Annotated in this window: 15 protein-coding genes; 10 read left to right on the top strand and 5 right to left on the bottom strand. The window is 45.1% G+C overall.

Going from position 1 to position 20,924, the window contains the following annotated elements:
• Window positions 1–57 precede the first annotated feature (57 nt).
• Window positions 58–2,397 (top strand): type IA DNA topoisomerase, encoded by a 2,340-nt coding sequence (locus J7E78_RS18875; RefSeq protein ID WP_215077723.1) that lies wholly within the window; start codon window positions 58–60, stop codon window positions 2,395–2,397.
• Window positions 2,398–2,425: 28 nt separating this feature from the next.
• Here J7E78_RS18875 and J7E78_RS18870 read toward each other — a convergent pair whose 3' ends face one another.
• Together J7E78_RS18870 and J7E78_RS18865 are read right to left on the bottom strand one after the other, a co-directional pair.
• Window positions 2,426–3,190, bottom strand: a complete 765-nt coding sequence (locus tag J7E78_RS18870) for an HAD family hydrolase (protein ID WP_215077722.1) — start codon at window positions 3,188–3,190, stop codon at window positions 2,426–2,428.
• A gap of 50 nt (window positions 3,191–3,240) precedes the next feature.
• The gene (locus J7E78_RS18865) at window positions 3,241–4,161 is read right to left on the bottom strand and encodes an ArsR/SmtB family transcription factor (protein WP_215077721.1); all 921 of its coding nucleotides are present in this window, start codon (window positions 4,159–4,161) and stop codon (window positions 3,241–3,243) included.
• Between the two features lie 391 nt (window positions 4,162–4,552).
• On the opposite strand from J7E78_RS18865, the gene J7E78_RS18860 reads away from it, so the two are divergent.
• The 5 genes from J7E78_RS18860 to J7E78_RS18840 all read left to right on the top strand — a co-directional run bounded on the left by J7E78_RS18860 (window position 4,553) and on the right by J7E78_RS18840 (window position 10,081).
• On the top strand, window positions 4,553–5,743 hold the full coding sequence (locus tag J7E78_RS18860) for an MFS transporter (protein WP_215077720.1): 1,191 nt from the start codon (window positions 4,553–4,555) through the stop codon (window positions 5,741–5,743).
• An 83-nt stretch (window positions 5,744–5,826) separates the two neighbouring features.
• The gene (locus tag J7E78_RS18855; protein ID WP_215077719.1) at window positions 5,827–6,552 is read left to right on the top strand and encodes a phosphonate ABC transporter ATP-binding protein; all 726 of its coding nucleotides are present in this window, start codon (window positions 5,827–5,829) and stop codon (window positions 6,550–6,552) included.
• 22 nt (window positions 6,553–6,574) lie between these two features.
• Entirely contained in the window at window positions 6,575–7,894 is a 1,320-nt protein-coding gene (locus J7E78_RS18850; RefSeq protein WP_215077718.1) for a hypothetical protein, read from the top strand.
• Complete coding sequence (locus J7E78_RS18845; RefSeq protein ID WP_017688086.1) at window positions 7,887–8,585, top strand: response regulator transcription factor; 699 nt, start codon at window positions 7,887–7,889, stop codon at window positions 8,583–8,585. The genes J7E78_RS18850 and J7E78_RS18845 overlap by 8 nt, the downstream gene beginning before the upstream one ends.
• Window positions 8,582–10,081 carry a sensor histidine kinase gene (locus J7E78_RS18840; RefSeq protein ID WP_215077717.1) on the top strand — a complete coding sequence of 500 codons (1,500 nt, stop codon included), beginning with the start codon at window positions 8,582–8,584 and terminating at the stop codon, window positions 10,079–10,081. The genes J7E78_RS18845 and J7E78_RS18840 overlap by 4 nt, the downstream gene beginning before the upstream one ends.
• Window positions 10,082–10,197: 116 nt before the next feature.
• Here the strand turns inward: J7E78_RS18840 and J7E78_RS18835 are convergent, their stop codons facing one another.
• Window positions 10,198–11,424, bottom strand: a complete 1,227-nt coding sequence (locus tag J7E78_RS18835; protein ID WP_215077716.1) for a glucose-1-phosphate adenylyltransferase — start codon at window positions 11,422–11,424, stop codon at window positions 10,198–10,200.
• Window positions 11,425–11,617: 193 nt separating this feature from the next.
• On the opposite strand from J7E78_RS18835, the gene glgB reads away from it, so the two are divergent.
• Window positions 11,618–13,624, top strand: coding sequence for a 1,4-alpha-glucan branching protein GlgB (glgB, locus tag J7E78_RS18830; protein WP_215077715.1), 2,007 nt, complete (start codon window positions 11,618–11,620; stop codon window positions 13,622–13,624).
• On the top strand, window positions 13,621–15,063 hold the full coding sequence (gene glgA, locus J7E78_RS18825) for a glycogen synthase GlgA (protein WP_215077714.1): 1,443 nt from the start codon (window positions 13,621–13,623) through the stop codon (window positions 15,061–15,063). Before glgB ends, glgA begins: the two co-directional genes overlap by 4 nt.
• 143 nt (window positions 15,064–15,206) lie before the next feature.
• Here glgA and J7E78_RS18820 read toward each other — a convergent pair whose 3' ends face one another.
• Window positions 15,207–16,973 carry an alpha-glycosidase gene (locus tag J7E78_RS18820; protein WP_215077713.1) on the bottom strand — a complete coding sequence of 589 codons (1,767 nt, stop codon included), beginning with the start codon at window positions 16,971–16,973 and terminating at the stop codon, window positions 15,207–15,209.
• 234 nt (window positions 16,974–17,207) lie between these two features.
• Complete coding sequence (locus tag J7E78_RS18815; protein ID WP_215077712.1) at window positions 17,208–18,383, bottom strand: M20 family metallopeptidase; 1,176 nt, start codon at window positions 18,381–18,383, stop codon at window positions 17,208–17,210.
• A gap of 183 nt (window positions 18,384–18,566) precedes the next feature.
• Between J7E78_RS18815 and J7E78_RS18810 the strand changes: the two genes are divergently transcribed.
• Window positions 18,567–20,024: an ABC transporter substrate-binding protein/permease gene (locus tag J7E78_RS18810; protein WP_215077711.1), complete on the top strand. Its 1,458-nt coding sequence runs from the start codon at window positions 18,567–18,569 to the stop codon at window positions 20,022–20,024.
• The gene (locus J7E78_RS18805; RefSeq protein ID WP_017688094.1) at window positions 20,011–20,733 is read left to right on the top strand and encodes an amino acid ABC transporter ATP-binding protein; all 723 of its coding nucleotides are present in this window, start codon (window positions 20,011–20,013) and stop codon (window positions 20,731–20,733) included. Before J7E78_RS18810 ends, J7E78_RS18805 begins: the two co-directional genes overlap by 14 nt.
• The last annotated feature ends 191 nt before the right edge of the window (window positions 20,734–20,924 follow it).

Genomic DNA, 20,924 nt, shown 5'->3' with positions numbered 1-20,924 from the left:
TCGGCGGAATGCCCCTTTTTGCCGTCATGCGGACGGTGAAGGAGGAGAGATGGACGGATGAAGACACTGGTTATAGCGGAAAAACCCGACATGGGTCGAACCATTGCCGCCGTCATAGAACCAAAGGCCAAGAACAATCGCACGTATCTGGAGGGTGAGCATTACATCATCACTTGGGCGATTGGGCATTTGCTTGGACTGGCTGAACCGGATGCCTATGATACGAAGTACAAGCGCTGGAATATAGCGGACCTGCCGATCATACCCGATCAGTTCAAGATTGTACCCAATCCGAGAACAAAAGATCAGCTCAAAATAATTGGAGAATTGGCAAAACGGGCTTCAGCGATCGTTAATGCTTGCGATGCAGGGAGAGAAGGTCAGTACATCTTCGCCCTCATACAACAGCAATTGAAGCTGCGTCAGCCTGTAAAGCGTTTATGGATATCGGATTTGACGGCAGAGAGCATTAGACGTGGTTTTGATGGTCTGAAGGATGCATCTGAATTTGAAAATTTGACCCATGCTGCTCGCGCCAGAAGTGAAGCCGATTGGCTGATCGGCATGAATGCCTCACGGGCGTTTACAACCCGCCATAATGCATTGTTGTCTGTAGGCCGTGTGCAGACGCCGGTACTCGCGCTAATCTACGATCGGGAAATCGAGATTGAAGCGTTCCAGTCACAGACCTTTTATGAAGTAGCCGCCTGGTTTCGGCAGGAAGGTGTCGAGTACCGGGGACTGCGTCAGGGAGATAAGTTGACCGATGCGGAGGCAGCAGAGGCCATTGCAGCCAGTGTGAAGGGAAAGACAGGGCAGATTACCAAATACGAAGCAAAGCAGACGAAGGAGTATCCGTATCGTTTGTATGACCTGACCCTTTTACAGCGTGAAGCCAATGCCAAGTTTGGATATGGTGCCAAAAAAACACTGGATATCGCGCAGGCCTTGTATGAAAAACACAAGGTAATTTCGTATCCGCGGACGAACTCCAACTATGTTACAGAACAGAATATCGAAGGTATGCACAAAACGCTAAACCTGCTTAAAAATGGTACCTATAGTGAGCTTGCGCAAGGGGCCAAGCCAGAGCTTGTTCATAAGAATAATAAAGGGGTATGTAATCCGAGCAGGGTTGAGGATCACCATGCGATCTTACCTACTTTGAAGCGACCAGGTACCTTATCCAAGGATGAGCAGAATATCTATGATTTGATTGTAAGACGTTTCTTGTCTCACTTTTATCCTCCGGCGGAGTATAAGCAACATACCGTGCTCACCGAAGTGGAGAAATATCAGTTTAAGACATCTGTCAAAGAGCTGTTGTCCCTCGGATGGAAAGTGGTTCTCGGTTCTGGAGATCAGGAACAGGGCGGTGCAGGCAAGAAGAAGACCAAGAAAAACGGCAATGAGGAAGAGGAAGCTGAAGAGTGGACGGACAAGGCTTTTGCTGTACAACCTGAATTGCCTGTTCAATGTACGAAGAGTGAGTTCAAGGAGAAGGCGACCCAGCCTCCCAAAAGTTATACCGAGGGAACATTGCTGAAAGCGATGGAGAGTGCAGGCAAGCAGATCGAGAATGAAGAGCTGCGAGACGCGATGAAAGATAGTGGTTTGGGTACTCCGGCTACACGTGCGGCTACAATTGAACGCCTCAAAAACGTAGGTTACATTACGCTGCAAGGGAAAAAAATGCAGTTAACGCTCAAAGGCAGAACAGCTATTGAGTTGATTCGCCGTGCGGGTGTGGATCTTTTAACTTCACCTGAGATGACCGGGCAATGGGAAAGAAGGTTATATCAGATTTCCAAAGGTGAGGCGGGTCAGGATAAGTTCATGGAGAACGTCAAGAAATTCACCTTGTCCATCATTGAGAAAGTGCGTGTACAAGCCCCAGCCCCAGCAGATGCTTTTGGAGAGGATTCACGGGCAGGCAGGGGGAAAGGTAAAAGAGCCAAGACCCAGGCCGGCAATACAAGGCCATCTGCCAAGACAGCTAGTGGCGGTTCCGCTGTAAAAACGTCCCGTCAGACTTCGGCATCTTCGTCCAGAGCAGGCAGTGGGAAAAGCACGACCACGAAGGCGCCATCTTCAACTGCGAGCTCATCCGGAGTGAGAGAGTTACTGGCCCCCTGTCCTTCTCCAGGATGCACAGGTCAGATTATAGAGGGCAAGAAAGGTTATGGATGCTCACGTTTCAAGGAAGGCTGTTCATTTGTAATTTGGAAAGAGTATGCGGGCAAGAAAATCACCAGTACGATGTTAAAATCGCTGATTGAGAAGGGGAGTACCCAGGTACTGTCGTTCAAACGAAAAGACGGGAGTACGGTGAAAGCACGTATTATTTTGCAAGACGTGGTAACAGGCAAGTTATCTGGTGAGAAACAGGATGCTTGATCTTAGTCATCATAAAGTAAAAGGACCCTTATCGAAGGGTCCTTTTCTGTTGCTGCTGTTGTATATTTTCGTGTATGACTTTTGGTACCTCTTCCAGTGCAGTGATGGTATACATCGACGTTTCCGGATTAGGCTGAAGTTCTACGATGTTGTATTGCCATTCATTTGGCTGTTTGATATATATGCTGTGAATTCCGGCTTTTACCGCGGGCATAATATCTGTTCGCAGTGAGTTACCGATCATCCATGTTGCACGACGATCAAACGGACCGTTAGACAGAATGCCTTCCAGTGCCTCGACGTTTTTGTGTTGTCGGATATAGATTCGATCATCAAAATAAGCCGAGAGTTTCATCTGATCAATCTTGCGCTGCTGAATCACGGTTTCGCCGCCGGTATATAAGTAGAGGGAATGTCCCGCACCTTTGAGGTTCTCAAGCGTTTCAACCATATGAGGGTAGGGTTCAACCTCCTGATCGTACACACTCATGCCCAACTTGCTCAGATAGGACTCTTCTCTGGGAGAAGTTAATCTGTTGAACTTTCCGGAGAAGTAACGATAGGTATCAATGAGGGATTGCGGGAAATGATGACTTGCAAAACCAAGCTTGTTCACTCCGGTTACATCGATCTCCAGCTGTTTTTCCCGAATCTCTTGTGTTGTCAGAGAATGTCCATCAAACCACTCTTGCATATTCTCAAAGAATTCTCCCAAAATCAGGTTGAAATATTTGTTGCAATATACGAGTGTATCATCAAGGTCAAACAAAATATGTTGTTTCATTATTTTCATGATCTAACTCACTCCTTGTAGCCAGTAACTCCACAATGGTTCAACTAAAATTAAATGCGAATGTAGGATTCCAGGAACATATTCAATTCAGATACGCCATCCGGCCGAATACTGTATTTCTCTTTACGGTTACTTCCGAGCAGATGGGTCCGTAGCAGACCTGCGATGCGTAGCGCCATCACCTGATCTTTGACGGTGTCTTCGTCTTTACCCAATTCTTCACACATCTCAGCGAGGGATTTGGGTTCATCCGATACGTAACGAAGCAGGCGAAGTCTTTCGGGATCAGCTAGTGCATGGGTGAAACGTAAAAGACATGTTGGCGGCTGGTCTTCGTTCTCTTCAGGTGCATCTACGGGATACTGCATAATCATCATCCCCTCATAGAAGCAGTACATATTAATAGGGCGATTGTGCACCGTTGGAAACAGGATGACTTCGTTCAATCCAGGCATTGGTTCAACAAGAACTCCTGCTGTAGCATATTCAATAAGCAGTTCAGAACCCATTTTATCAAGCAAAATGCGTTTTTCTTCGGCATCTTCTTCCAGCCACACACGCTGATCTTCGCTCATATTCTGACAGTAGTGTTCATCCCATAGTCGCAATAATGGGACATAACTGTTCCGAATGCGAGTAGATTCTTCTATTGTAAGAGCGGGCAGAAGAGGAGACACACGTGCATACAGTTCTTCCGCTGTCATTCCCGCAAGCATGTCCAGGAAATCACGATTCTCCGATGTATCATTTTGATATGCTGCCCATGCAAACAAAACATCAAAATCATCAAAAGGCCAAGTGGCAGCAGGTGCGAGCGCAGCTCGTACATTGGAACTTAGTTTGCCTTCCACTTCCAGAATCCATTCAGGACCAATATCCAGATGCTGAATCCATTTTTTCGTGACATAAACCAGAAAGCTGTTAAGCATTTCATATATCGGTGAAACATCAATTTTCACATGATAAGCCATAATGTTGCAGAATCCTCCCGTCACATCTAAGTGTACGCAGCGACTTAAGTACTATTAGTGCGTGTTCAAAAAGTCTGGTTTTCAGTACCAAGAAGATGGAATGAAGCTAGAAATGGAGTAGCGGAGCGTAGGCAAACTACGTGAGCAACGGACATTTCGGCTGAATTTCATCTTCGAAGCTGATGATGCCACTAGGCATGATTCGTAATCAAAAGTGAACTTTTTGAACAACCTCTATTATGGCTTGTTTTGCAGGGCGTTGTCCACTATAATGTTCAAGTCCGGGGCAAAGCCCCGATCTTTGAATAGCAGTTAAAAACCATATCTATAACATACAAAAGTCGTCAGCGATGACGATTTTTCTTTGTGTGCTCGCAGGAGGAATGAATTCGTGTCATCGATTACTCGTCCCAAACTATCACACTCGACAGCCAACTATCTCATTTTGATTACGGTTATTGTGGTGGCGGGAATAATTCAGGGGCTTTTGCTGCCTGTGCTTTCGATTTTTTTGGAGCAAAAAGGGGTTTCACCAGGTTTAAACGGATTAAACGCCGCCGCGTTGTACATTGGCTCATTTGCCATGACTCTCGTTGCGGAGCGACTACTGGGTGCATTCGGGTTCAAAAAGCTGATTGTAGGCGGCCTGATATTAGTCATGGTCCCTTTGATACTATTTCCGTATTTACCAGATATTAAAATATGGTTCATTTTGCGTCTGATCGTTGGAATAGGAGACAGCGCACTTCATTATGCGGCCCAGCTCTGGGTACTGCTTGTTACCGCTCCTGAAAAGCGTGGACGCTACATATCACTATATGGCATGTCCTACGGGCTGGGATTCAGTATTGGACCGCTGGGAATTAAGCTGCTTGGCTATGGCGATGCTGTCCCTTTCTGGGTCTTGTTCATCTGTATTACAGCAGTGCTTATACTGGTATTAATGAAGCTTCCGGATACAAAACCGGAAAAAGCAGAGCATGGCCAACTGCCAGAACGTCGCTTCCGTCGTAGTCTGGCATGGGCCTGGTATGCACTGTTACCAGCACTCCTATACGGATATATGGAAGCAGGTATGAATAGTAACTTCCCCGTGTATGGGTTGCGTATTGGATTCGATACCAATCAGATTTCATCATTGCTTCCTTTTATCGGGATTGGAGGTTTGTTCCTTCAATTGCCTCTTGGAATGTTGAGTGACCGATATGGGCGTAAGAAGATATTGATGTTTGCAGGTATCAGCGGGGGAATCATCTTCATGCTGGTTCCAGTCGCAGGTACGCATTTCTGGTGGACGCTTGTATTGTTAACAATCGCAGGTGGCCTGGTCGGTTCCTTTTTCTCACTAGGCCTGGCCTATGCCGCAGACATTTTGCCTAAAGTGTTGCTGCCTGCAGCCAACGTTGTGGCATCCTTCCATTTCACGATTGGGAGTATTATTGGACCGAATCTGGGTGGTCAGATGATCAACTGGATTTCACCCGGAAGCATGTTCACCTTGCTCGGAATCATGTACTTTCTTTTCGGCGTGGCAGGTATATTATTTCGTCGTAAACCTGAGTTCGAATCTGTGTTAAAATAGAAGCTGGTGTTCGCATGGAAATTGATGTCCATTTCCGAGTACACTAGTGGTAGGGAAAAACATGGACAAGAGGAGACATCGCGATGATCAGAGTAGAGAACTTGAGTAAATCCGTTGGCGTGGACCGCGTTCCCGTTCTGCGGGATATTCGATTTGATATGCAACAGGGTGAGATGATAGCTGTAGTCGGCTCAAGCGGCAGCGGTAAAAGCATGTTGCTTAAATGTTTGGCCATGATGGAAAAATGGGATTCCGGGCGGTTTACAGTGGATGGTGCCGAGATTTTGAAAGAAGGCTGGTCCGGAAAACGGAAAATCAAACGGGAATGGGCATACTTGGAACAGAATCCAGAATTATTTCCCAGACGTACAGCTCTTAAAAATGTATTAATCGGACGATCGGGTCAGACTCCCGTATGGAGAATGGTAACTGGTATGGTACGTTCCGATGATTATATGGGAGCTATGGATTATCTCGAAGGATTGGGATTACTCGATAAAGCACATCAATTAGCAGAGAAGCTCAGTGGTGGAGAGAAGCAGCGGGTTGCTATTGCAAGAGCACTTGCTCATGGTGCCAAAGTGGTTTTGGCCGACGAACCTGTGATTGGTCTTGACCCGCACACAGCAGATTCGGTGCTGGAAACGCTGCGCAAATTATGTGAAGAAGAACGTGCAACAGTCATTGCAGTACTGCCTATTGAACTTGCTGAGAAACATGCCACACGGATCTGGGGATTGGCAGACGGCAAGATTGCTTTTGATATTCGTGGACGAAGACTGACACAGCAAGAAAAAAACCAGATTTAAACTATTGAAAAGAGTGATGAGATTGTTTAATTCACGGTGGGGACGCTTCATTGCAGCAGGAACAATGGCGATCATGCTTGGTTCTGTTCTAAGCGGATGCACAGTCATAAGTGATCCCAAGCTTCTGATGAAGCAACCTACGATGTCCATGGACAAGGAGAAATTATATACGATTGTACAGAAGGAACAACCATCGGAGAGCAAGTTAATCCGGCCCAAGGATATGAATAATACCAGTATGATTCGAGTGGAAGACCTGAACGGGGATGGAACTCGGGAAGCGATTGTCTTTTATGAGACACCAAATGAGAATGTGCGAATCCATGGCATGATTTTGGAAGAGCAGGGAGGCACATGGGTTAAAAAGCTTACATTTGATGTGCCGGGAAGTGAGTTGCAATCCTTTAAAGTATTGGATATTACAAATGACGGAAATCCGGATATTATTCTTGGTGTAAGTCTGCAGGAGCAGAAGGCCCTGACTGCATATTCCTACAAGGGCGGGGCACTGGAGCAGGTCCTGGGTGGAGTTCCGTATAATCAATATATCATTGACGATGCGCAGGGGAACACGTTGGATTTGAGCGGAGATGGTAAAAGTGATTTTGTTATCATTTCGCTGAACAACAGCGGTTTTGCATCGATTGCGTTGTACCAGTACGAAGATGGCAGCTTCAAGGAAGTTGATCGGGTGCAGACCGATTATACCGTTAAAGAAGTTTATAATGCTCTGGGCGGAGAGATCGCCAAAGGAAAGATGGGCATTGTACTGGATGCCGAGTTGGATGATCGAAGCTCCTTCTCGCAAATTATGTATGTGACGGATAACAAGTTAGTGAATGCCTTCAAATCACCGGATCAAACGTATAGAGATGACAAAATTTTAAGCGTTGATGTCGATAATGATGGTATTATTGAGTTTGGACTTAAAGAGACTCCAAAAGGTTGGGAGCATTACGTTTTTGACTCCAGGTTGTGGTTCTATACCTATTACCAGTGGGATGGCAAAGAAGGCAAGAAATTTGTCTCGTTCCAATTCCGGGATGATGCTGATTTATTTCATCTAAATCTTAAGCCCGAGTGGTACGGTAAGATCACTATTGACACCAAATCGGAAAAGGAAAAATATATTCGATTTAAAATGATTGATACGGATGAAACCGTGGCAGAGATCAAGTATTTCACCCTTTCCAAGTGGGAACAGGAGAAGGGTAAAAGCTGGAAGGAAATTACGCGTACCAAAGATCGGGTTATTGCTTCACGAGTAGCACAATCAGAGGCGGGTAAAGATGCACTGAGCAATACTTCCCAGCTGAATAGAAAGGGAGAACTTAATGAGTAAAGTACTTATTCTTGAGGATGAAGAATCCATCCGCAGTTTTATAGTAATCAATTTAAAGAGAAACGGATTCGAAGTGCTTGAAGCGGGTGACGGTCATGAAGCGCTTCGCATACTGCAGACGGTACCGGATATTGATCTGGCTCTGCTGGATGTTATGGTACCAGGTATTGATGGATTCGAGGTGTGTCGACGGATCCGTGAAACCAATGAACGTCTGGGCATCATCTTTTTGACCGCGAAAGTTCAGGAACAAGATAAAGTATACGCACTCTCCGTTGGTGCAGATGATCACGTTAGCAAGCCTTTTAGCCCAACAGAGTTGATTGCACGTATTCAGTCATTGTTACGCCGTGTGAACGTGCATCGGGAAACTGCGGCGAAGGTTACGTTCCAGTCTGGGCCATTTTCACTAGATCTGATCTCGAAACAATTCAAAAAACAGAATGAAGCGATTGAATTAACGCCAACGGAATTTTCCCTGATTCAGTTCTTCCTTGAAAAAGAAAATACACCACTCAGCCGCGATGTGTTGTTAGATCATGTATGGGGCAAAGAGTACATGGGTGATCCAAAAATTGTGGATGTTAACATTCGTCGTCTACGTCAGAAAATTGAGAACAATCCTTCCGAGCCCGAATACCTGCAAACTGTATGGGGTCACGGGTACAAATGGAAGGGCCGGGAGCAATGATTAAAAAAGGCATTACTCGGCAGATCGTACTACATTATTTCTTTGTAGTTTTTCTCGCTCTGCTGTTGGTCGAATTCGTATTTATGTTGGCAGTGCAAAGGTATTATTATGAAAGTATCTACAATACGATTAGTACCCACATTTCCAATTCAAAGGACTTTTTCGAGCCGATTGCTCGTGAAAATACCACGGAGGATGGCAACAATCTGTCCAGACTCATTGTGAACTTGGCACTGTCCAATACTGAATTGGAAATTTTGGATCTGAACGGGCGCGTATTGGCGAGTTCGACTGCTTTTGAATCTGATCGTGCTGTGCTGCAAACCAGTGATATTATGCAGGCTCTGAATGGAGATATGGGACGCTGGATTGGAAGACAACCAGGTACTGGAGAATCCGTCATGGCCGTTTCACACAAGTTTGATCTGGGCGGCGAAAATACGTATGTTATTCGATATCTGACATCACTCGAAGATGTGAATTCAAAGCTGTTGAATATGGGACTACTTGCCGCTGCGGTCGGTGTTGGCGTGCTTGCAATAGTGTTGATCATCAGTATTGGTATGGCAAATTCCATTGTACGTCCAATCAACAACATCACCGCAGTATCTGCCCAAATGGCCAGAGGACGGCTGGATGTCAGGGTTAAAGGGAATTATAAGCACGAACTGGGCGAATTGGCATCAACACTTAACTTTATGGCACATGAGATTGTGCGCAGTAATCAGATCAAAGATGATTTTATCTCTTCGATCTCACATGAATTAAGAACACCTCTGACCAGCATTAAGGGCTGGAGCGAGACACTGGACTCAGGCGGTTATGATCCGGAAGAGACCCGTATCGGTATGGGCATCATTTCCAAGGAAACCGAACGACTGATTGGACTTGTTGAAGAGATGCTGGATTTCTCCAAATTGCAGCAGAATCAGATGAAGCTGGTTAAAGGAACGGTCAACATTCGTGAAATTGTACAGGAAACGATGTTGAATGTCTGGGCCAAAGCGGAACAAAGACAGGTCCATCTCAAGTTGGAAACGGACGAGACGCGTGCTTATAATGTGCATGGAGACGGTAACAGACTGAAACAAGTCTTCTTAAACGTTGTGGATAATGCGATCAAATTTTCACATGAGAATTCCTGGATATTCTTGTCCGTCAAAGAGGAGAATGGTCAGATCATTACAGCTGTTCAGGACACCGGCATCGGAATCAGTGAAGAACACCTAATCAAAGTACGGGACCGCTTCTTCCAGGTTAATCATCAAAATGGGGGAACGGGACTGGGTCTTGCGATTACGCAAGAACTGGTAGAACTGCATGAGGGAACGATCACGATGCAGAGTGAACTTGGATCGGGTACATTAGTTACGGTCACGTTACCGGCAGTGGCTGAGGAGACGGGTACAGAAGAATCTGTAACCGCGTCTGGTGATACTGAAGTCACAGATGAACGAACAGCAAGCGATGCAAAATCGGATATAGAAAAGTCTTAAGGTTTAAAAAGATAAGAGATTTTTCTACCTGACGATCGAGCATGTACGCTTTATAACATCCATATTAACACCAAAAAAAGGTGAGCCATCCAAGGCTCACCTTTTTTTGCATATTATTATGAAGAAAGTTCACCAGCACGCAGGCGCCCACTTTTCTCATATACTTCTTTCAACATACGAACAGGTTGCGTACGGACAGCCGGTTTGGCAGAGACGATCTCGTTAGGTCCAACGACCACAATTTCATCCGCCGTACCTTTAACGATTGCACCGTCCTTAATTATTGCACCTTCCCCAATGATGGCGCGTTCGATGTGAACCCCACGGCCTATGCGTGCGTTAGGCATAACGACACTGTCTTTGACCTCAGAGCCTTTACCCACTTCTGCACCGCAGAAGATAACGGAACGTTCTGAACGACCTTCGATTGCACAAGACTCGTGAATCATGGAAGTAACATGTTCGATCTTTGTATGTTTTGCTTTGTAAGCACTTGGCTTGGAACGCCAGTCGCGAGTAAACATGGGCCAATTTTCTTTGTGTAGACTCCAGTCTTCATCATTATGCAGCAGATCCATATGTGCATCCCACAGACTTTTAACCGTACCTACATCTTTCCAATAACCATTAAAGTTATAGACAAAAAGGGGATTATTCTCGTTCAACATCTGCGGAATAACATCTTTACCGAAGTCATGGCTGGATTCAGGATTAGCTGCATCTTCCAAGAGATGGCGTTTCAGATACTCCCATTTGAACATGTAAATACCCATTGAAGCCAGATTACTTTTTGGTTCAGATGGTTTCTCAGCAAACTCGGTTACACGCAGATTTGCATCGGCAGCCATGATTCCAAAGCGATGTGCTTCATCCCATGGAACCTCCATAACGGAAATTGTGGCTGCGGCATTATTAGCCTGATGAGCCTCCAACATATCACGATAATTCATATGATAAATATGGTCACCCGACAAAATTAGAACATTTTCGGGGTTTTGTTGATCAATATAGTCGATATTTTTATAAATAGCATCCGCCGTTCCCATGTATTCGTCATTTCCTGTATGATAAGATGGAAGCAAGGAGATTCCGGCCTCACTTGAGTTACCATGTCCCCATGGTTCTCCTCCACCGATATGATCATGCAATGATTCCGCTTGGTACTGCGTCAATACGCCTACAGTATCGATCCCTGAGTTTACGCAGTTACTGAGAGGAAAATCGATGATCCGGTAGTGCCCGCCAAACGGTACAGCGGGTTTTGCGACACTCGAGGTTAAAGGGGCTAATCGCTTCCCTTCTCCTCCCGCCAACAGCATAGCGATGCAATCTTTATTAAACATAATCGTTTCCCTCCCAAAATATTGTGCATTGTAGTTCATCATTAACGCAAAGTAGAGCCAATGAAACTGTTGTTACTGTAAAAATTCAGAAAAAGTACAACATTTTCTAATGCACCGCATTTTTCTTTTCAACTTGGCTAGAATGGGGTAATGATTACTGTTATATCTATTTTCTTGAGAAGAAGGTGATTTCTTGGCCATTCAACCGTTACCACACCCGGACATATTGCCGGAGCATATTTATTTATTTCATGAAGGTAACCTTCATCACAGTTATCGAATGATGGGCGCGCAGCCTGAGATCTGCGATGGCCGTCAGGGGTATCGCTTTACCGTATGGGCACCCAATGCCGCAGAAGTAGGGCTGGCTCTGGACCGTAATGAATGGAAAGGCGAAAAGGAACCTTTATATAAGATACCCGAATCAGGATTTTGGAGTCGTTTTTTTCCGGAAATCAGCGAAGGAACTTTATACAAGTTCCGTATATTAACGGAAGATGGAACAGAATTGCTCAAAGCGGACCCATATGCGTTTCAAGCAGAGGTTCGACCTCAGACAGCCTCTGTCACCAGTTCAATCGAAGGGTACAAATGGAATGATGGAGCCTGGAGACGCAAACAACGTGCCATATATAACAAACCTCTACATATTTACGAAATGCACATGGGAACCTGGAAGCGCAAAGAAGACGGAAGCATCTATAGTTATCGCGAGATGGCTGATTTGCTTGTTCCTTACTTATTAGAAATGAAATATACACATGTTGAAATGATGCCCCTCAGTGAGCATCCATATGACCTTTCGTGGGGCTACCAAAACACTGGGTTTTATGCGCCAACCAGTCGTTATGGGCATCCAAAAGATCTGATGTATCTAGTGGATACACTACATCAGGTTGGGATTGGCGTATTGCTGGATTGGGTACCTGCACATTTTGCCAAAGACGCTCATGGGTTGCGTATGTTTGATGGTACGCCTTTGTATGAGTATGCAGATCCGATGTTAGCAGAGAAGCCGGGATGGGGTACGCTTAGCTTTGACTACTCGAAACCTGAGATTCGTTCATTTCTGATCTCCAATGCATTATATTGGATGGAGATGTATCATTTTGACGGACTCCGTGTTGATGCGGTTACGAGTATGCTTCGGCTTGATTTTGAGAAGCAGCCAGGACAATACCGTACCAATGATGAAGGGGGTCTTGAGAACAAGGAAGCTGTAGCCTTTTTGCAGCAGCTGAATGAGACGGTGTTCAAGTATTTCCCTTATGCTTTGATGATGGCTGAAGAATCTAGTGCATGGCCAATGGTGACTTTACCTGTAGATGAAGGTGGTCTGGGCTTCAACTACAAATGGAACATGGGCTGGATGAACGATACGCTTGATTACATGGAATCTGATTTTCATGCGCGTCCTTCCAAACATCATTTGCTGACTTTCCCGGTCGTATACTCCTTTGCTGAAAATTACGTGCTTCCTCTGTCTCATGACGAGGTTGTTCATGGCAAAAAGTCGCTCCTCAACAAGATGCCAGGAACCTATGAGCAGAAATTTGCAGGCATGCGTGCTTTTCTGGGCTATTTTATGACTTTCCCAGGGAAAAAACTGTTGTTTATGGGTCAAGACTTTGGCCAGTTCATCGAATGGAAAGACGAGGATCAACTGGACTGGTTCTTGCTGGATTATGACAGTCACCGCAATTTGCATAGGTTTGAGCGTGAACTGTCTAACCTGTACTTGAGTGAAAAAGCTTTGTGGGAGCTTGATCATTCCTTGGACGGTTATGAATGGATCACTCCGGATGATCAGGACCAGAGTGTCATTTCATATGTACGCAAAGGAAAAAAACCTGCGGATACACTCCTTGTGCTTATTAACTTTCAGCCGGTCAAGCGGGAGCGTTACCGGATTGGTGTCATGCGTCCCGGTATGTATACCGAAGTTCTGAACAGTGACCATTCCGTCTACGGCGGTTCAGGCATTACTAATGATATGCAGCTGCCTACCGAAAAGATTCCTTTTCATGGGCATCCGCATAGTCTCGAATTGGTTTTGCCTCCGCTGAGCATCGTGATTCTAAAAAAGAACACACGTCGGAAAACGGATGAATCGCCTGCGAGTATATCTTCCGTCAGTTCAAAAACGAAGAATAAGAATGAAAGTAATACGCTCAAACCGAAGAGGAGGACAAAGGCATGAATATTCTATTTGCTGCTGCTGAAGTACATCCATTTATCAAAACAGGAGGCCTTGCTGACGTAATCGGTGCTCTCCCGCTTGCTTTGAAGAAGAGCGGGGCAGATGTGCGAGTGATTATGCCTAAATACAAGGGGATTCCCGATGAGTATAAAGACGCGTTACAGCCCGTCGTTGCAACGGAAGTGCCTCTTGGCTGGCGCAGATCCTATTGTGGAATAGAAATGCTGGTTCATGATGGAATTCCAGTATATTTTGTGGATAATGAGTATTATTTTGGGCGTGTTGGGGTGTACGGATATATGGATGATGGCGAGCGCTTCGCCTTTTTTAACCGTGCGGTTCTCGAAGTGTTGCCACAGATTGAGTTCAAGCCAGACGTGCTGCACAGTCATGACTGGCATGCGGGGATGATTCCTTTGCTGCTTGAAGCCCATTACAGACACGATTCATTCTATAGTGAGATGCGAACGGTATTCACCATACATAACTTATTGTACCAAGGGGTATTCCCGCATGAGTTATTCAGTGAAATCCTTGAACTGGACGATCGATATTTCACCGTGGATGGAGCCGAATATTACGGTAATGTCAATTTCTTGAAAGCAGGAATTGTGTATGCCGACCATGTGACAACCGTAAGCCCGACATACGCACAGGAGGTGCAAACCTCTTATTATGGATACGGCTTGGACGGACTACTCAGTTCACTTGGAGATCGTTTCAGCGGGATTGTGAACGGGATTGATACCAAGAGTTATAACCCGGCAACGGACACCAAAATCCCTGTGAAATACAGAACAAGTCTGTCCAAGAAAACGGAGAACAAAATTGAGCTGCAAAAGGAACTTGGACTTCCTGTTCGTCCTGATGTACCACTCATGGTGATGGTGACAAGGCTCGTGGACTCTAAGGGACTTGATCTGGTCTGCCGAATCCTGGATGAATTGCTGTACTATGATGACATTCAATTCGCAGTACTGGGAACAGGAGAGCAGGCTTATGAACACTGGTTCCGGGAAGCCGCGAATCGTTATCCGCTCAAAATGTCTGCACAGATAACGTTTAACGATGGGTTATCCCGCCGCTTCTATGCAGGCAGTGATATCTTCCTGATGCCATCGAGGTTTGAGCCATGTGGTATTAGTCAGCTACTGGCTCTGCGGTACGGTAGTGTGCCTCTCGTAAGGGAAACAGGCGGTCTGAACGACACTGTGCAGGCATACAATGAGTTTACTGGAGAAGGGAATGGTTTCTCATTCACAAGCTTTAATGCACATGACATGATGAATACCATTCGGCGTGCCGAGGAGATCTACAAACAGCCAGAACACTGGAAGAAAATTGTGAAAAATGCAATGAGCGGGGATTACAGCTGGAACGTCTCAGCTGAAGAATATATGGACATTTATCGCCGGATCACACTTGATCCTGTAAACTGATGCAATCCTGAATGAGTCACAGCATTCCTACTGTGGCTTTTTTCAATCCAAAAAACAAAACACTCCCCAAAGTTCAGAATGAAAGTCATCATCTGAGACGGGGAAGTGTTTTTCTTTTTTATAGACTGTTGAGAGTTTAAACCTCAGTAGTGTTGGATAGTTGTCGGATCAAGCTGTCTGTACAAAATGCGGTACCCATAGGGGTCAAGCTTAATATTCATCATTCCATCGGTTGGAAACACAGGCTCTTCAGTTAATGCGTCTTTCCAGTCTTTTGTTTCCATAGGATGAGAGAGCGTTCGATCTTGAGGTGTATTGTTCATCCATACGGTAAAGTGTAGGTTGTCATCCACACGCTCGTACACGATACAGGGATCATTGTGATCAGCCTTAAGGAATCGGAAGCGTCCTTTGCGCAGGGCTTCATTGCTTTTTCGTAAATCGATCATCAGACGATAGAAATCATACAGTTCTCTGTCTTGTTTGGCGGGGTCCCATTCCATACATTTTCGACAATCCGGGTCAGCATCACCACTAATTCCCACCTCATCGCCGTAGAAGATACAAGGTGTACCGATATAGGTGAAAAGAAATACAACAGACAATTTTAATCGTCGTTTGTCTTCTCCTAACCGGGTGAGCAGTCGTGGGGTATCGTGGCTGCACAGCATATTAAAGATCACTTCGTTGGTTTGTTGCGGATAGCGCATAATCAGTGAACCCATCTCGTTGGCAAAGCTATAACCATCCATTGAACCGCAGAAGAACTGAAGCACTTTGTCGGCAAATGGATAATTCATGACGGAATCGAATTGATCTCCCATGAGCCAGGTTAAGGAATCGCTCCATACTTCGCCAACAATGTAGGCTTCAGGATTCGCTGCCTTAACAACCTTGCGAAAATCACGCCAAAAATGGTTGTCCACTTCATTCGCTACATCCAGACGCCAGCCATCCAGCTTGATTTCCTTAATCCAGTATTCTGCTACATCGAGTAGATATGTCTTAACCTCAGGGTTGGCTGTATTGAACTTGGGCATGTTGCCATAGAACCCAAATGTATCGTAGGTTGGTATACCATCCTTGATCTGAACCGGATATTCATTGATGTGGAACCAATCGGTATACTTAGAGTTTTTTCCATTCTGGAGAACGTCTTGAAAAGGAGGGAAGTCTTCGCTGCAATGGTTAAACACCGCGTCAAGCATGACACGTATACCCAGGCGATGACATTCTTCTGTCAATTGTTTGAGCAGGGCATTATCACCGAAATGGGGGTCAACTTTTTTATAATCAATCGTGTCGTATTTGTGGTAGGAATTGGCCTGGAATAACGGGGTAAAGTAAATGGCGTTTACACCAAGTTGAGTTAAGTCATACAGATGATCCAGCACACCTTGCAGATCTCCACCAAAATAATTGTCCAACTCAGGTTTGCCACCCCAGACATGGGTTTCTTTTGGATTCAGTTTGGGATCTCCATTAGCAAACCGTTCAGTCATGATCTGATAAAAGACGGCTTCTTTGGCCCACTCGGGCACCTTAAACACATCAATTTCATGTATATACGAGAATTCATAATATCCTCCAGTTGGATAGGGGGTCTCATAATGAATTCCATTATCCGCTAGAAAAACATCTTCTGAACCGGCAGTTATCCGAAATATATAGGTGAGACGTTTGAATTGTGGCTTGACGGCAGCCTCCCAATAATCAAACATGTTATCAGAAGCAGCCTTCTCCAACTGGATTTCCTTGTACGTTCCATTCCAATCGTACTTATCTCCGGTCAGTGCAGTCACGTATTGCACATCATTACGTTTGGTTCGTACGCGCAGATGTATGGTAGACGAATTATAGGCATAAGCCCACTTGTCACGAGGAACATGATACATGGCTTCGAGCAGCATGACAGCACCTCCTGAATATAGGATAAGTTATAGTTATAATTAACCAAGTTAGCCAGCAAATGAATCGCATTTACTGTAATAAAATGTATTATTTTCATCGTTTTCAAAGGTTTCTTTCACAGCATCTCCAGCTTCTTGCTGAATATACTTACAGCTAATTTAGAAAAAGGGCACCCTGAACAGCTTGGAATTCAAGGTTTAGGGCACCCCTATATAACATGTTGAAAATGGATTTTAGCGAATAGCGTGCTCAAACTCCGTGCGGATGGTTTGAAGCAATTCTGGCTGACTCAGTACGTCATAGGCTGTTGTAGCAAGTGCCTTTGCTCCCAAAATCATGCCATCCAGCGCTCGCTCCTGAAGTGCAAGGTCACGGAAGGCTATGGAGTGCAGGGTATGCACCTCGTCTACAACACGAATGTAGGGATGGATTGCAGGGCATTTCAGGGAAACATTACCGATGTCCATAGAGCCGTGATCATTACCACTCACAATTTCTTCTTGCGCGATACCAAGTTCCATCAGATTTTGACTAAACGCAGCTGAGAATGCTTCATTGGTAACCATCTCATCATAGGACGTTTCATAGTTGGATGTAACCAGCTTGCAACCTGTCTGGAGAGCAGAACCTTCAGCGATCTGAATCACACGTTCTGTGAGAATATTCAGTTCTTTGCGAGTTGCTGCCCGTACATAAAATTGCGCAGAAGCATAGTCAGGTATGATGTTTGCTGCTTGACCACCGTTGTTGATCACACCATGAATGCGAACGGTGCTTTTCACTTGTTGCCGGAATGCATTGATTCCGTTGAACGTTTGAATGACGGCATCAAGAGCATTAATACCTTCGTGCGGACTTGCAGCGGCATGTGAAGATCGGCCATGGAATTCAAACTGCACAGCATCAATAGCCAGCGAGCTGCCTGACTTTTCGTAGGCATAATATGGATGCGCCATGAGAGCGACATCACAGTCATCGAACAAACCTGCTTCCGCCATCGGTACTTTGGCACCACGAGTCTCTTCAGCGGGTGTGCCAAACACTTTAATCGTTCCACCTACCTCATCCAGAATGGATTTCAGCCCAACAGCAGCTCCAAGACTCATCATACAGATCAGATGGTGTCCACAAGCATGACCGATCTCCGGCAAGGCGTCATATTCACACAATAATGCAATGGTAGGGCCGGGTTTGGCGGCTGAGTAGGTTCCGATAAAAGCTGTCTCCAGTCCCAGGATTGGAGCCTCTACAGTAAAACCGTGGTAGACCAGTTCTTCTTTCAAACGGGCAGAGGCGAGATACTCTTCATTTCCCAATTCGGGGTTGGCACCGATATATGATGAAATGGCTTTAAAACGGGAAGCATATTGATCAATAACCGTCAGAATTTGTGATTTGTTAGCTGTCATTAGTAAACTCCTTATGCAAAAATGAAAATAATCCATTGATTATATCATGTTTGCTTCATTTTTTCAGAAACAAGTCAAGATTTGTAATGTCAAAATGCATTGCATAATCATGCATTGTACTTTATAATGACTCAGTCATCAACATGAGAAGCATACAATGTATTGTAAGGGGAGAGAAAAAGGTTGAAATTGATAAGTCGTTACACCATGATGCTGTTGACCTTTGTCGTTTTGCTCACAACTGCCGTTCCTGTGGCACTTGCAAGTGGAACTACAGACAATTCAAGCAGTAAAAAGCTGGTGCTCGGTACAAGTGCCGATTTTGCACCTTATGAATTCCATAAAGTCATTGATGGCAAAGATGAGATTGTTGGTTTTGATATTGAGATTGCCAAAGAAATTGCTAAAGACCTCGGGGCAGAGCTTGTTATTGAGGACATGGGTTTTGACGGACTCCTGCCTGCATTGCAGAGCGGTCGTGTCGATCTGGTTATTTCGGGCATGACACCGACCGATGAACGGAAGCAAAGTATTGATTTTTCTGACACCTATTATAAATCAAAACAAGTCATTATGGTTCGCAATGTGGATAAGGACAAGTATCCAACCATGGCAGAACTCGAAAATGCAAAGATTGGTGTGCAGAAAGGCTCCATTCAGGAAACGATCGGACAGAAGATTCCAGGCGCGAAGCTTACTGCGCTGGATAAAATCTCGGATATCGTGCTCCAACTGCAAACAAAACGCATTGACGCGGCAATCGTTGAAGATACCGTAGCTGCAGGTTATCTGGATGATATCATTGGACTTGCTGCAGCAGTACCAGACGAAGAACAAGCTGAAGCTGCCGTGGGGATTCGCAAAGGCAATACAGAGCTGCTGAGTGCAGTAAATGGAACACTGGAGCGGTTGAAAAGTGAAGATAAAATCAACCAGATGGTGACGGATGCCAGTCTCCTGATGGCTGGTAAAGTGGACAAAAATATTTTCGAAATATTCTGGGAGTACAAAAGTTTCTATGCAACAGGTGTAGGATACACACTTCTGTTGTCTGCACTTGGGGTTATCTTCGGGGTAATTATTGGATTGATCATCTGTTTGTTTCGTTTGCATGACGTTGCAATTTTGCGTTGGATCGGTACGGCTTACGTTGAGGTTATCCGTGGTACACCAATGCTGGTACAGCTGATGATTATCTATTATGGTTTTTCCCTGAGCTTTGGCATTAACTTCACTGCACTTCAGGCAGGTATCATTACACTTTCGATTAATAGTGGTGCCTATCTGGCAGAGATTTTCCGTGCAGGTATTCAAGGAGTGGATCGCGGTCAGTTGGAGGCAGCTCGTTCCTTGGGCATGGGAAGAGGTGCAGCAATGCGTTACATTATTTTGCCACAAGCCTTTAAAGCTGTATTACCAGCAATTGGTAATGAATTCATAACCATAATTAAGGAATCCTCCATTATCTCGGTTATCGGTATGGTGGACATTATGTACCAGGCAAGTGTGGTCAAAAACATTACGTATCAAGGGTTGAATCCATTTTTGATTGCGGCAGCCATTTACTTTGTATTAACGTTCATTTTGTCCAAGCTGCTGGGACGACTGGAAAGGAAGTTGAGTGCAAGTGATAGACGTTAGACAATTACACAAATCTTATGGAAATAACGATGTGCTTAAGGGCATTAACGTGACGATTGGCAAAGGTGAGGTTGTCGTAGTCATCGGCCCTTCCGGGTCAGGTAAAAGTACTTTCTTACGTTGTCTGAACCTGTTGGAACAGCCGACCTCAGGAGAGATTGATTTTGAAGGCGTGTCAATCACTGATCCCAAGCACAACATTAATGCAACTCGGGAAAAAATGGGCATGGTGTTCCAGCATTTCAACCTGTTCCCACACAAAACGGTACAGCAAAACATCACGATTGCTCCGATTAAAGTGAAGAAACAATCCACTCAGGAAGCGGAGAAAATTGCTGCTGATCTGCTTAACACCGTGGGCTTGTACGATAAAAAAGATACATTCCCGAATCAGCTGTCCGGTGGACAGAAGCAGCGGATCGCCATTGCAAGAGCCTTGGCTATGCAGCCGCATGTGATGCTGTTTGACGAGCCTACGTCGGCACTGGACCCCGAGATGGTCGGCGAAGTGCTGGATGTCATGAAACGTCTTGCAGAAGGCGGGATGACGATGGTCATCGTAACACATGAGATGGGTTTTGCACGTGAAGTGGGAGACCGGATCCTGTTCATGGATGGCGGGGTTATTGTAGAAGAGGGAACACCAGATGAGGTGTTTGGAGCACCGAAAAATTCACGTACACGTGATTTTCTTGCCAAAGTACTCTAAATGAGTGATCAAATAGCGTTACTGACTTCGAGTCAGTAACGCTATTTTTTATGGATAATAATCACGTATGGATTCGGAAAAGTAACTATTCTGTTACCGAATGTAAAGGAATCAGGTCGTCCAACAATTCTAAATTAACCAGTATTCATATATATGATGAGATGCTAAATACCATTTGGTAAGAATTACTA

It is taken from the genome of Paenibacillus polymyxa, assembly GCF_018614975.1.
Classification (GTDB): Bacteria; Bacillota; Bacilli; order Paenibacillales; family Paenibacillaceae; genus Paenibacillus; species Paenibacillus polymyxa_E.
The sequence above is the reverse complement of the archived record's forward strand: the minus strand, read 5'-3'. Positions and strand labels throughout refer to the sequence as shown.